Below are 12,773 nucleotides of genomic sequence, written 5' to 3' on the forward strand. Positions count from 1 at the left end.
GCCCACGTATCTCAGCCCGACGTTTCCACAGACTTGAGCCCTGCAAATCCTCAGATCGGGATGCTGCAGAACTGCGGATCGATGTGCAAAACGGATACCCAGACGTGCGGGGTCAGCCTCATCACCTATGTCGTGGCGAGGTCCGGGTCGTCGTCAAGCGAACGGACGAACGCTGCATGCTCATCATGACTCAGCAGATCACCCAGCAGCCGTGCCTCATGCCTCGCGCGTGGGGCGAGGTCGCTGATGGAGGTCCAGACGTGCGGGGCGAGGTCGCTGCGGGAAACATCAAACGAGTCTTGGTCTTCGGGCTCCCCCTGATGAAGTGTCACGACACCCAGTCTTACCAGCGGTGGCCGGGGGGGACGCCGGTCATCCATTCGGAGATGCGTCGTGAGGTGCCCGGCGTGGTGCCGGGGGGCAGTTCGTCGGGCGGGAAGAACGCCACCTCGGCGATTTCCGGTGAAACCGACTCTTCCACCCGCCAGTCGGTGACCACGAATACGACGATGTGGTCGCTGCGGTGCCCGTGGCGTGACGAGTACACGCCGAGCACGCTGCGGGGAGCCTCAGTGACCACGATCCCGGTCTCCTCGCGCAGCTCCCTGGCCGCCGCCGCCGACAGCGTCTCGCGGGGCTTCACGCCGCCGCCGGGCAGAAACCAACCGTCACGGTAGGTGTGGCGCACCAAGCAGACGCGGCCCTTCGGGTCGACGGCCAGGCCACGCACGCCGAGCGTGACGCGTGCGGGCCGCAAGCGCACCCATACCTCGAAAAGCTGATGCAGCAACCGGCGCGCGCCGGGCTTCGACTCGACGGTTCCCTCCACCATGGGCGTAGACGCGGATCGCCCGGGGCGATCCGCCTTCGTGCGGCGCCTCAGGCGCAGCCAAGCCATCGACGAGCTATCAGCCTGCGCTGCCTGCCAGGCCGTTCATCGCCCGCGCCAATGCAGCGTCCAGCTCGGTCACGCCGCCACGGTCGTGCGTGTTCAGCGCAACTTCCACCGTGCTGTACACGTTCGACCAGTTGGGATGGTGATCCATCTTCTCGGCCACCAAAGCCGCGGCAGCCATGAATCCGAACGCTTCCACGAAGTTCCCGAAGCGGAATGTGCGGCGCAATTCGCTGCCCGACACCTCCCACGCCGCGAGCTCGGCTGCCAGCGATGCAAGTTCATCCTGGGACAACAGCTCACGTGCCATCGATCCCCCTCCTGGTTGCTGAGTGCCCAGTCAACACGACCCGGCAGGCCCATCGAACGCGCACTCTGCCGCTCACGTCAAGCCAAGCTTTTGCGGCGCTCAGCCCAGCTCGTCGAGCGGGTCGGCCCAGGGGTCAGCGAACGGGTCCTCAGCGGGAGACGGCCCCGCTTCCGCCGCGAGCGGGCTGCCGAGCCCGCCGATCGACACCGCCACCCCGGCATCGGGTTCTTCGGGAAGGTAGGGCGCGTAACCGTCCTCCTCGAGCGCGTCGGCGAGCTCGGGACCGCCGGAGTCGACGATGCGGCCGTCCACGATCACGTGAACCTCGTCGGGCCGGAGGTACTCCAACACCCGGGTGAAGTGCGTGATGGCCAGCACGCCCAGGCCCGCCTCGGTGAGTGCCTCGATGCGGTTGGCGCAGGCGCGCAAGGCGTCGATGTCGAGGCCGCTGTCAATCTCGTCGAGGATGGCAATGCGCGGCTGCAGCACCGCCAGCTGCACCGTCTCGTTCCGCTTCTTCTCGCCGCCGGACATGTCGACGTTGAGCGGCCGCGCCACCAGTTCGGCCTTGAGCCCCACGGCAGCCGCCTCGGCTTCGAGCAGCCCGCGGGTGCGCTCGAGCTGCTCCACGCTCGGGCTGTCGTCGCCGGCCCGCAGCGCAAGCGCCTCGGCCAGTGCCTGTGCGGCTGAGACGCCGGGCACCTCCGTCGGATGCTGCATGGCCAAGAACAGACCGGCCTGCGCACGCTCCCAGGGCGCCAGGCTCAAGACATCGACGCCGTCGAGGGTCACCGAACCGCCGGTGACCTCGTAGCCGGGCCGGCCCATCACCACATGCGCCAGCGTGCTCTTGCCTGAGCCGTTGGGCCCCATGACCGCATGCACCCGCCCCGAGGACACCGCAAGGTTCACGCCTTGGAGGATCTCCTGGCCGCCCGCAGAGGCGCAGAGCCCTTCGATGCGCAGTGTGTGAGTGGAGTTGTCGTTCATGGCAGCACCACCGCCACGCCCTCGCCTTGGGTGCGCACTTCGTAGACGGGGACCGGCTGGGTGGCGGGGAAGCAGTTCGGCCGCCCCGTTCGCAGGTCGAAGCTGGAGGAGTGCTGGGGACATTCCAGCGCGCACTCGCCAGGCCACACCCAGCCGTCGGCCAGCGAGTAGTTCTGGTGGCTGCATCGGTCGCCGATGGCGTAGAAGTCGTCGCCGATGCGTGCAAGCGCGATGCGATGACCGTCGACGTCGAAGCGACGGGCTTCGCCGTCGGGCACATCATCGCGCTGGCACAGGACGACGGCGCGGGTCTCATCTGCAGTGCTCATTGCACCGTCTCCATGGCGGTAGCGCTCATCGCCCCGCCTCCGCAGCGACTGGGCTTATGGCGATAGGGCTCATTGCGCCACCGCGAAGTCGGCGTCGGACACCAGCTCGTCGATGCGCTGGCGCACCGAGGCAGAGATCTGCTCAGACGGCAGCGCGTCGAGCACTTCGTCGAAGAAGCCACGCACCACCAGCGCCTCGGCCACGTCGGTCGGCACACCCCGGCTTTCGAGGTAGAAGCGCTGGTCGGCGTCGACTGGGCCGATGGAGGAAGCGTGGCTGCATTGCACGTCGTTGTTTTCGATCTCGAGGTTCGGCACCGACTCGGCCCACGCATTCGGCGACAGCTTCAGATTCCGATTCGTTTGGTTGGCAACAACGTGGGAGGCGTCTGCTTCGATGCGGATCAAACCGGTGTAGACGGCCCGAGCGTGATCGTCGACCGCCCCCTTGAACAGCAGGTCTGAGGTGGTGTGGGGCGCCACATGGGTCTGGAACGTGCGGAAGTCAAGCGTGGAGGTGTTGCGGCCGAAGTACACGGCATCAATCTCGCTGTGGCCGCCCCGGCCGGTCATGTCGGTGCCGATGCGGGCTCGGGCGTATGCGCCGCCCATGGCCACATGGCCGATCCGCAGGTTGGCGTCGCGGCCCACATCTGAGCAGAGGTTGGCGATCTGCCACGCGGCGCCGCCCAGCTCCTGCACAGTGACGTGACCGAGGTGCGCGCCGTCGCTCACGCTCAGCTCGGTCAGCGGGCAGATGAGCGCCGCAGTCTCCCCGCCGGTGTGATGTTCGATAACCGTCGCCTCGCTGGTGCGCCCGGCCATCACGACGAGCCGAGGGAACCAAGTCAGCCCCTCGACATCGGTGTGGACGTGCACGACGATCGGCGCAGTGACGACCGCCTTCGGATCGATGCTGACGACCACCGGCGCTGTGGCCAGTGCCAAGTTCCAGTCACCGAAAACGTCGGGACCCTCGGGCGCCACCGTGCCGATGAGGTCGTCAGCGCCATCGCCGAGCGTGCTCACGCGGACGCCATCGGCCCGCACCGAGACGTCTGCGACAGCACCGTTGGTGATGTGTACGACCGCTGCGGCATCGCCATCGACGCCTGCCATCAAGCCCGGCGGCCCGGCGGCACCGCCGGGTGCCCCGAACGCATAGTGCCCGGCTTCGAGGTCGTCGATGGGGGTGTAGCGCCACACCTCTTCGGTGAACGACGGCATGCCGGTGGCGACCGCCCGATCAGCTGCAGCGCGGCGCCGTTTGGTCAAAGCGTCGGAGCCGTCGAGCGCGTCGACGAGATCAGGGGTGAACACGCTGCGGAGGCTACCGGCGCGCCCGTCAGGGCCTAGCGGGCCGCGACGGGCCGTACCGAGCCGTGATCAGACTTCGCCGTCTTTGCGGTCGTCGCGGTCGCGACGCCGCCGAGTGCGCTTTGCCTTGCGCGCTGCCTTGCGATTCTTCGATCTGCCGCGAATCCCCTTGCGCTTCGACCGCTCCGCAGCAACTTCTTCGAGGATGCGCGGCCCTGCGGTGTTCACGATGTCCTCGGCTTCGTCCAGCAGGGCCGCGATGGAGTCGTCCTCGCCGATGCTGGCAGGTTCCTTGGCGAAGTTCTGAACACCCAGCGACCCGTGCTGCCAGCCGGCATCGAGGCGCCGGGGCGAATAGGACGGGCAGTCCTCGGGGCAGCGCCAGGGAGCTTCAGGAGCGAGGTCGAGATTGCACTTGCGCACCGTGTCGCCGTTCGGATACGTGCGGCTCTCGTAGTGGCGGCAGTTCGTTCGCATCGGCATGGCAACTGCTCCCCTCAGCGCTGCGCAATCGCGTCGGCGAGCGCGATGGCCCGCCGAGCTTCGTCTACGTGAAGATTCTCGACCATCTTGCCGTCTACGGTCACCACCCCACGGCCATTTGCAACCGCCGCCTCGAACGCTTCGATGACCTGGCGGTGAAAGTCGAGCTCGTCCAGGCTGGGCGAGAAGGCGTCATTGCACGGTTCGACCTGGCTCGGATGGATGAGTGTCTTGCCGTCGAAGCCGAGAGTGGCCCCTTGCTCGCACACTGCTGCGAACCCTTCCGCGTCGCTGATGTCGTTGTGCACGCCGTCAAGCGCGGTGACGCCGGCCTCCCGTGCGGCCACCAGGCAAGTTGCCAGATGCGGCACGAGCGCGGCCCGGTCCGGCGTGATCGTGGCCCGCAGCTCTTTGGCCATGTCGTTCGTTCCCATGACCACGGTGTCGACGCGTTCGAAGCCAGCGATCGCACGGGCCTTGGCAATGCCTCCCGGGGTTTCGATCATCGCCCAGATGCGCGTGGAGTCGGGCGCACCCGCTCCGTCGAGCAGGGCCGACACGGTTGCCAAATCCGTGACACTCGAGACCTTGGGTATGACTACCGCCGAAGGGGCCACAGCACCTGCAGCAGCGATGTCGTCACGACCCCATGGCGTATCGAGCCCGTTGCAGCGAATCGTCAATTCACGGTGGCCGTACTCGCCGGAGTCCACCGCTGCGCACGCACCTTCGCGGGCAGCTTCTTTGGCATCGGGCGCCACCGCATCTTCGAGATCAAATATCAGCGCATCCGCGTCGATGGTCTTAGCCTTCTCCAGCGCCCGGGCATTTGCCGCCGGCATGTACAGCACCGACCGGCGCGGGCGGGGGTAAGCATCGGCAGTGCTCATGGGAAGTCCAAGCCTGCTTGGAGGCTGCGCCGATAGGCGGAGCCGTGGCCCGAGCGGCCCGTGAGCGCCAGCGAACAAGAGCGGGAATCAACTGGTGCGACAACGAGAAGGTTCACGTTTCCGCGCGTCCTCTCAGGCGGTCTCGAGCCCGTAGGCGGCTGCTAGCTCAGGGTCGGCCGCAGAAAGGTCACGGGCGAGCTGCAGCACCACCCGGCACTGCTTGACGGTGGCGTCGTCTTGCATCTTGCCGTCGATCATCACGGCGCCAGTGCCGTCGCCCATCTCGGTCACCACTCGCTGCGCCCACGCCACCTCGGCAGGCTCGGGGCTGAACACCCGCTTGGCGATGGCGATCTGGCTGGGGTGCAGGCTCCACGCCCCGACGCAGCCCAGCAGGTAGGCGTTTCGGAATTGGTCCTCGCAGCCGACGGGATCGGCGATGTCGCCGAACGGCCCGTAGTAGGGCAGTATCCCGGCGGTGCCGCAGGCGTCGACCATGCGGGCCAAGGTGTAGTGCCACAGGTCCTGCTGGAAGGCGGTGCGGGCGTCGTCGTCGGTGCCGGGCACCGGGTCGGTGCGCACGAGGTACCCCGGATGCCCGCCGCCGACCCGAGTGGTCTTCATGCGGCGATCCGCGGCGAGGTCCGCAGGCCCCAGCGAGAGCCCCTGCATGCGGGGACTCGCCAGACAGATCGACTCCACGTTGGCCACGCCTCGGGCGGTTTCCAAGATGGCGTGCACCAGCAGCGGCTGTTCGATGCCCACCCGAGCTTCGAGCTGGGCCAGCAGCCGATCCACGTAGTGGATGTCTTCGGGGCCTTCCACCTTCGGCACCATGATCACGTCGAGCTTGTCGCCGATCTCGTGGCACAGGGCCCACACGTCGTCGAGGAACCATGGCGAGTCGAGGCTGTTCACCCGGGTCCACAGCTGAGTGTGGCCCCGTTCCCAGGCCTTGCCGACCTCGATCAGCCCTGCCCGGGCGGCGTCTTTGTTGTCGGCAGACACGGCGTCTTCGAGGTTGCCCAGCAGCACGTCGACGGTGGGGGCGATGTCGGGCACCTTGGCCCGCATCCGCTCATTCGACGGGTCGAAGAAGTGGATCATGCGCGAGGGCCGCAAGGGGATCTCGTGCAGCGGTTGTGGCGCCCCGAGCGCGAGCGGGGCAAAGAAGTCTCTTGGACTGCGCATCAGCCGATCGATCCCTCCATCTGAAGCTCGATCAGCCGGCTCCACTCGACGGCGTACTCCATCGGCAGCGTGCGGGTCACGGGCTCGATGAAGCCGTTCACCACCATGCCCATGGCCTGCTCGGCCGACAGCCCGCGGCTCATCAGGTAGAAGAGCTGCTCGTCGGCAACCTTCGACACCGTGGCCTCGTGGCCGATCTCGGCGTCACGTGAGCCGATCTCCTGGTACGGGTAGGTGTCCGAGCGGCTGTCCTGGTCGAGCAGCAGCGCATCGCACTGGACGTGGCTGCGGCAGCCGCTCATGCCTTCTTCCACTCGCACGAGACCGCGGTAGGTGGTGCGCCCGCCGTCTTTGGAGATCGACTTCGACACGATCTTGGAGGTGGTCTCGGGAGCGGCGTGGACCATCTTCGCCCCGGCGTCCTGGTGCTGGCCGTTGCCGGCGTAGGCCACCGACAGCACCTCGCCCGAGGCTTTGGGACCCATCAGGTACACCGCCGGGTACTTCATCGTCAGGCGGGAGTTGTGGACGATGAAGCCCTCGGAGACGAAGTTGCCGGTTCCCTCGACCTCGATGTCCCACGTCGGCACCACTTCGGCGTCGGCGGGGTCGTCGATGCTGATCGGTCGGATCTCGACGCTGTCGGGCAGCACGATCTGAGACCGGCCGACGTGGCGGAAATGCCGGAGCGTCACCGGCTCTTGGCGCAGCGCAGCCTCTCGCAGCCCAGGCGACACCGCCGGCAACAGCCGGGCGTCGCAGGGGAATTCGATCCGGTGCGATCCGCGCGCTGTCGCGTCGTAGCCGAGGATGCGAACTGTTCGCTCGTCGCTGAACTCGGTGTGCAACCGGGCCGCGATGCCCAGGCTGGTGAGGATCTCGCCGATGCCTTCGAGCAGCTCGCAGTTGACCGACTTGATCGAGAAGCCTCGCCGTCCGGCCAGGGCGCACCCGTCAGAGTCGAGGCAGCCGGCAATGAACGACAGCCGCTGCGACTCGGGCAGATCGATCACCCAGTCGGGCACTCGCTTGTGGACCGCACCGCTGGTGAAGCCGTTGGCCTCGAAGAGGTCGGCGAGATCGACGCTGCTCCAGGTCAGCGTCACGCCATCGGCCCGCTCGTTCGGTTCGGTGCCGGGCATCACGGCGCCCATCACGTCGACGAGGCGCTGACGGGCACGGTCGGCGCGGGGCACCGAGAAGATCACCTTGGCCCATCGGCGTCCGCCCGACTTCGACGGCTCAGATTCGATGGACCCGTCGCCGGTGAACAGGCCGAACAGCCACATCAGGTTGTCGGTGGTCTCTTCGCCGACGTCGAGGCGGCCGGGACAGCGCCGGGTGGCCTCGAAGCTGTCGCTGTACTGGTTGCTGCTGGCGAAGACCGTCTGTGCGTCGGGAAGCGTCAGCTTGTGGGGGACGCCGTAGTCCAGGCTCGACACCGGAATGATCGCCTTGGAGAGCTCGTCGGCCCGCACGTAGGCAAGCTGGTAACGCCCGAGCTTGCGGGGGCGTGAGGGGTCGTAGGTGTAGGAGTAGAAGGGGTGGTTGTCGGTGACTCGCAGCTTCCGCTCGCCAGCGCCGACGGTGCGCACCGGCTGCATGCCGGAGAAGCGCTTGGCGGTCACCCGCCGCCAGCACAGCTCGCCGGCTGCTTCGTCGTAGGACAGCACCTCGTCGCCGGGCACCACTGCCTCGATGGGCTTGGTGCCTGCCGGTGTGGTCACACGCGAGCCCTCGGCCAGGCAGCCGATGTTGCCGTCGATCCATTCCACGTGGGCTTCGTCGTAGGCGGCGGCGCGCTTGGTGACCAGGTTGAACACGTTGTTCGACCAGTTCTGGATGGTGGTGTAGGTGATGCGCCCGCCCGGCAGCGCCACCAACTCGACGACGGCCGAGTGCAGCGAGTCGGTCGTATACACCGGGGCCGAGCAGCCCTCGATGTAGTGCACCGTGGCGCCCTCGTCGGCGATGATCAGCGTCCGCTCGAACTGGCCCATGTTCTCTGCGTTGATGCGGAAGTAGGCCTGCAGCGGCATCTCCACCTCGACGCCGGGCGGCACGTAGATGAACGACCCGCCCGACCACACCGCCGAGTTCAACGCCGAGAACTTGTTGTCGCCCGGCGGGATGATCGTGCCGAAGTAGCGCTGCACAAGCTCGGGGTACTCCTTGACGGCGGAGTCCATGTCGCTGAACAGCACGCCCTGGGCTTCGAGGTCTTCCCGGTTGCGGTGGTACACCACCTCAGACTCGTACTGGGCGGTGACCCCCGCGAGGTACTTGCGCTCGGCCTCGGGGATGCCCAGCTTCTCGTAGGTGTCCTTGACAGAGTCGGGCAGCTCTTCCCAGGCGTCGACCTGGCCCTCGGTGGGCTTGATGTAGTAGTAGATGTCGTCGAAGTAGATCTGCGACATGTCCCCGCCCCAGTTGGGCATGGGCTTGCGCTGGAAGATCTTGTAGGCGCGCAGGCGGAAGTCGAGCATCCACTGCGGCTCTTTCTTGAGCGCGGACATCTCGCGGATGATCTCTTCGTTCAAGCCCTTGCGCGGCTTGAAGACGTAGTCTTCCTCGTCGCTCCACCCCAGCTTGTACTTGCCGAGGTCGATTCCAACGGCGGGCTGAGCGGTGTCGGTCATAGGTTCAGCCTAACGCCGCCCCGGCCGGGGTCCGAGTGCAGGCACCGGCGTCGGGCGCTCGGCCCGAGGACGGCGAAAAACGGCTTCTTCAAGGCGCCTGTCATCATTACGCTCGGGCTTGTGCTTTCGCCGTATGTCGTCGAACTCGAGGTCCGCCAGCCGTACGCCATCTGGGTGCGGTTCGACGACGGTGCCGCCGGCGAGGTCGACCTGTCAGACAGTGCCGAGACCGGCGGGATCTTCTCCGCATGGTCCGACCCGGCCTATTGGCGCAGCGCTCACATCGTCCCTGACAGCGGCGCGGTGGCCTGGGGTAACGACGATGGGGTCGATGTCTGCCCGCTCAGCCTGTACCTGGACCTGACCGGCCAGTCGTTCAACGACTTCCGCAGCGACTCAAACGCAGCAGCCGTGCGCTAGCGGTGCCAGAACTCAGCCGATTCTTCGGCATCGTGATCACGATGTACGCACGTGATCACCCACCGCCGCACTTCCATGCCCGGTACGGCGAGCACGAGGTGCTGGTCGATGTCGAGAACTCTCAGCTCTTGCGCGGTTCGCTTCCTCGACGTGCTCAGGACATGGTCGACGAGTGGTCCGCGCTGCACCGGACTGAGCTTCGGGCCGCGTGGGAGGCGCTGCGCAGCGGTAGGCCGCCGGCAGGAATCGCGCCGCTGGAATAACACGGCATCGGCGACCCGCGGGGACCGGGGCCGCGGCACGGCGAAGGCGAGGCGGCGTCTGTCCTGACGAAGAACCGGTCAGGGGGACAGGGCGGTGATGGGCACTACGGCGATTCCGTCGGGGAACTCGTAGCCGTAGCCGCCGGCGGTGATGACCATGAGCTTCGCCGGCTCGCCCATGCGGGAGGTGTCCACCTTGTCGCGGAGCTTGCGCAGCGCCTCCGCGCCCTGCAGTACCAAGGCCTCGCCGCCGAGTTTGATCTCCGCGGCTGCCCACTGCTGGTAGTCGAGGCTGGTGAGGACGACGTCGACTTCGAGGCCTGAGCTGTCTCGGTAGTAGGACAGTTCCCAGTCACGCGACTGGGCGTAGATGCGCAGGTCGCGCAGCACCAGCGACTCGAACAGCTGACCGAAGAAGCCGAGGTCGCCCATCAGGGCGTCTCGATTCGTGCGCAGCGCAGCCACGGCCAGCGACGGATCGACGAAGTAGCGCTTGGGCCTGCTGCGAAGCTCCGCCCGTGACCTCAGGTGCGGACGCCAGCACCGCAGCTCTTCGACCACGAACAGCCGCCTCAGCGCCCCGAGATAACTCTTGACCGTCTCGGTATGCAGCCGATCACCATTGATGCCGGCGTCGGTGCCCAGCGTCTTGAGCGTTGCTTCAGTGGAGGCATTGCGCGCCAAGGACAGCAGCAGCCGGCGCACCCCGTCGGGGTCGCGGGCGACTCCGTCGACACGGGAGATGTCGGTCCTGCTGATCTCGTCGAGGTAGCTGCGAAGGCGCCGTTGCGCCACCGGCGGTCGATCGCCGAGCAGACCTGGCCAGCCCCCGCGGCAGACGAACTCGACTATGTCGGGCAGATGCAGAGCTGCCTCCGTTGCGGAACACGGCTCCGAAGCGAGCAATGAGCCCAGCGAGACGCTCCCATCGGACTCGCCGCTCTCGTGCAGACTCATCGGGCGCATGCGGACCCGCAGAATCCGACCTGCGCCGGTATGGCGGGTCGTGTCGTCAGGCGGATTCGCCGAACCGGTCAAGATGAACTGGCCCGCAGCGCCACGGTCGTCGCAAGCTCGCCGCATGGCGTTCCAGATGTCAGGCGCGAGCTGCCATTCATCGAGCAGCCGCGGAACCGGCCCCGCCAGCAGCTCGCCCGGCGCGACCTGCGCAGCGAGGCGGCTGGCGGACGTGGCATCGAACGGGACTTCGCTGCGAGCAAAGCGGCGACCGGTCCACGTCTTGCCGCACGCACGCGGCCCTTCGACTACCACCGCAGGCGACGCCGCCAGCGCTTCAGCCATCTCGTCGTCGACGACGCGCTGACGGTAACCCTGCGGTGTCAACTCATCGGGCACAGGTGCTCCCCACACCGCAACGATAGGCTCGCAGGCAGGTCGACCGCGATTTTGCGATGTCTTCAACCGCGATTTCAGGGGTGTATCAGTCGCGTTTTTCTGATCGCTTCAACCGCGCAAATCCGGCCTCCGACCGGTCCCTGGAGCTGCGCGGGAACGAGCCAGCGTGAACAGCGTCGCTGCGCTGCTTGACCTAGCTCAGCAGGGCGGGGGCGAGGCGGCGCCAGCCGTCGAATGCGGTTGCGGGATCGGCCGCGAGGACCTGCACGCAGACGTGGTCGGCGCCGGCGTCGAAATGGGCGTCCACGCGGGCCTTGACATCGTCTTCGGTGCCCCAGGCCACGATGGCGTCGACCAGCTTGTCGGACGGTCCGCCGTCGGGGCCACCGTCGACGTCGGCCTGGGTGAAGCCCAGCCGCAGCAGGTTGTTGGCGTAGTTCGGCAGGCCCAGGTAGATGGCCATGTTCTTGCGAGCAAGCGCCCGGGCTGAGTCGGCGTTGGTGTCCAGGATGGCCATCTGCTCGGGGTAGAGCGCTGCGTCGGGGCCCATGGTGTCGCGGGCGACTGCGGTGTGCTCGGGCGGCACGAAGTAGGGGTGGGCGCCGGCGGTCGCGGTGGCTGACAGCTCCAGCATCTTGGGGCCGAGCGCGGCCAGCACGATCTCGGGCAGCTCTTGGGGGCCATGTGCCATGAAGCGGGCCTTGCCCATGCGCTCGAGGTACTCACGCATGTAGCTGAGCGGCCGGGAGTAGTCGTGCTTGCGGATGTACTCCACCAGGTGGTGGTGGCTGACGCCGAGGCCCAGCAGGAAGCGTCCGGGGTAGGCCTCGTCGATGGTCCGCAGCGTGTTGGCCATCGTCATGGGGTCACGGGCGTAGATGTTGGCGATGCCCGTGGCGATCTTGATAGTGCTGGTGCCTTCCAGCAGCCGGGCGGACGCCACGAACGGGTCACGCCCGACGGCTTCGGGAACCCAAAACGCCCCGTAGCCCAGCTCTTCGGCTTCAGCGACAAATTCCACGCCTTGCGAGGACGGCAGTGCGTCGAGCACCCCCGTCCAGATGCCGATACGTCCCAGGTCGATGCTTCCCATGCTCATGAGCCGTGACGCTACCCCCGCCGCTGAAGACGCGTCAGGGCAAATTTGTGCCTGAAGCGAGATGCCGGGTCAGTCGAGGCGGCGGAGGTCGCCCATGTAGCGGACTCGGCGGTCGAGGTAGTTCTGCACGCCGGGCAGGATGAGCGGGGCGGTGTCGACGCCCTCGCGGATCTTTGCGGGGGTGCCGACGGCGATGGTTCCCGGTGGCACCTTCATGCCACCCGGCACCACGGCACCGGCGCCCACCAGCGCCCGCTCGCCGATCTCGGCGTCGTGCAGCACGATCGCCCCGGTGCCGATGAGCGCCTCGTCGTGCACTACGCCGCCCTCGATGTGGGCCAGGTGGCCGATGGTGCAGCGCTCCCCCACCGTCGTCGACCATTCCTCGGTGACGTGCAGCACGGCGTTGTCCTGCACTGAGGTCCCGGCGCCTACGACGATGTCGTTGTCGTCGCCACGCAGCACCGCGCCCGACCAGATTGACGCCTCGGCGCCGATCGTCACCCTGCCGATGATGATCGCCTCGGGCATTACGAAGGCGTCGGGATGGATGTCGGGCTCGTAGTCGCCAAGCGCATAGATAGGCACGCA

At 67.2% G+C, this 12,773-nt stretch carries 15 protein-coding genes and 2 pseudogenes; 2 read left to right on the forward strand and 15 right to left on the reverse strand.

The features are described 5' to 3' along the window. Positions 1-125: 125 nt before the first annotated feature. From ACOGJB_RS06615 to sufB, 12 genes and pseudogenes are all read right to left on the reverse strand, one after another. Complete coding sequence (locus ACOGJB_RS06615) at positions 126-332, reverse strand: hypothetical protein (protein ID WP_419840023.1); 207 nt, start codon at positions 330-332, stop codon at positions 126-128. 11 nt (positions 333-343) lie between these two features. After that, positions 344-832 (reverse strand): NUDIX domain-containing protein, encoded by a 489-nt coding sequence (locus ACOGJB_RS06620; RefSeq protein WP_419840024.1) that lies wholly within the window; start codon positions 830-832, stop codon positions 344-346. 76 nt (positions 833-908) lie between these two features. Then, positions 909-1,205, reverse strand: coding sequence for a 4a-hydroxytetrahydrobiopterin dehydratase (locus tag ACOGJB_RS06625; RefSeq protein ID WP_419840025.1), 297 nt, complete (start codon positions 1,203-1,205; stop codon positions 909-911). A 99-nt stretch (positions 1,206-1,304) separates the two neighbouring features. Beyond that, positions 1,305-2,195, reverse strand: coding sequence for a Fe-S cluster assembly ATPase SufC (gene sufC, locus ACOGJB_RS06630; RefSeq protein ID WP_419840026.1), 891 nt, complete (start codon positions 2,193-2,195; stop codon positions 1,305-1,307). Beyond that, positions 2,192-2,524: a non-heme iron oxygenase ferredoxin subunit gene (locus ACOGJB_RS06635; protein ID WP_419840027.1), complete on the reverse strand. Its 333-nt coding sequence runs from the start codon at positions 2,522-2,524 to the stop codon at positions 2,192-2,194. Before ACOGJB_RS06635 ends, sufC begins: the two co-directional genes overlap by 4 nt. Positions 2,525-2,593: 69 nt before the next feature. Further along, positions 2,594-3,844 carry a Fe-S cluster assembly protein SufD gene (gene sufD / locus ACOGJB_RS06640; RefSeq protein ID WP_419840028.1) on the reverse strand — a complete coding sequence of 417 codons (1,251 nt, stop codon included), beginning with the start codon at positions 3,842-3,844 and terminating at the stop codon, positions 2,594-2,596. 66 nt (positions 3,845-3,910) lie between these two features. Beyond that, positions 3,911-4,324, reverse strand: coding sequence for a hypothetical protein (locus ACOGJB_RS06645; protein WP_419840029.1), 414 nt, complete (start codon positions 4,322-4,324; stop codon positions 3,911-3,913). A 14-nt stretch (positions 4,325-4,338) separates the two neighbouring features. Then, positions 4,339-5,214: an HpcH/HpaI aldolase/citrate lyase family protein gene (locus tag ACOGJB_RS06650; RefSeq protein ID WP_419840030.1), complete on the reverse strand. Its 876-nt coding sequence runs from the start codon at positions 5,212-5,214 to the stop codon at positions 4,339-4,341. Positions 5,215-5,346: 132 nt separating this feature from the next. Continuing rightward, a complete protein-coding gene (locus tag ACOGJB_RS06655; RefSeq protein WP_419840031.1) occupies positions 5,347-6,405 on the reverse strand; it encodes an HpcH/HpaI aldolase/citrate lyase family protein in 1,059 nt (352 codons plus the stop codon). Next, on the reverse strand, positions 6,405-7,142 hold the full coding sequence (locus tag ACOGJB_RS06660; RefSeq protein WP_419840693.1) for a SufD family Fe-S cluster assembly protein: 738 nt from the start codon (positions 7,140-7,142) through the stop codon (positions 6,405-6,407). Before ACOGJB_RS06660 ends, ACOGJB_RS06655 begins: the two co-directional genes overlap by 1 nt. Before the next feature lie 57 nt (positions 7,143-7,199). Then, positions 7,200-8,009 (reverse strand): annotated as a pseudogene (locus tag ACOGJB_RS06665) (LAGLIDADG family homing endonuclease); the annotation flags it as partial. Positions 8,010-8,153: 144 nt separating this feature from the next. Then, positions 8,154-9,044 (reverse strand): annotated as a pseudogene (gene sufB / locus ACOGJB_RS06670) (Fe-S cluster assembly protein SufB); the annotation flags it as partial. Positions 9,045-9,164: 120 nt separating this feature from the next. Between sufB and ACOGJB_RS06675 the strand changes: the two are divergent. Together ACOGJB_RS06675 and ACOGJB_RS06680 are read left to right on the forward strand one after the other, a co-directional pair. Beyond that, on the forward strand, positions 9,165-9,464 hold the full coding sequence (locus ACOGJB_RS06675) for a DUF2442 domain-containing protein (RefSeq protein ID WP_419840032.1): 300 nt from the start codon (positions 9,165-9,167) through the stop codon (positions 9,462-9,464). 2 nt (positions 9,465-9,466) lie between these two features. Continuing rightward, a complete protein-coding gene (locus tag ACOGJB_RS06680; protein ID WP_419840033.1) occupies positions 9,467-9,727 on the forward strand; it encodes a DUF4160 domain-containing protein in 261 nt (86 codons plus the stop codon). A gap of 78 nt (positions 9,728-9,805) precedes the next feature. Here the strand turns inward: ACOGJB_RS06680 and ACOGJB_RS06685 are convergent, their stop codons facing one another. From ACOGJB_RS06685 to ACOGJB_RS06695, 3 genes are all read right to left on the reverse strand, one after another. Beyond that, positions 9,806-11,083 (reverse strand): ATP-binding protein, encoded by a 1,278-nt coding sequence (locus ACOGJB_RS06685; protein ID WP_419840034.1) that lies wholly within the window; start codon positions 11,081-11,083, stop codon positions 9,806-9,808. 193 nt (positions 11,084-11,276) lie between these two features. Continuing rightward, positions 11,277-12,182 (reverse strand): LLM class F420-dependent oxidoreductase, encoded by a 906-nt coding sequence (locus ACOGJB_RS06690; RefSeq protein ID WP_419840035.1) that lies wholly within the window; start codon positions 12,180-12,182, stop codon positions 11,277-11,279. Positions 12,183-12,251: 69 nt separating this feature from the next. Next, positions 12,252-12,770 (reverse strand): gamma carbonic anhydrase family protein, encoded by a 519-nt coding sequence (locus ACOGJB_RS06695; protein WP_419840036.1) that lies wholly within the window; start codon positions 12,768-12,770, stop codon positions 12,252-12,254. Between the last annotated feature and the right edge of the window lie 3 nt (positions 12,771-12,773).

The organism is Candidatus Poriferisodalis sp., from assembly GCF_965208895.1.
Classification (GTDB): Bacteria; Actinomycetota; Acidimicrobiia; order Acidimicrobiales; family Poriferisodalaceae; genus Poriferisodalis.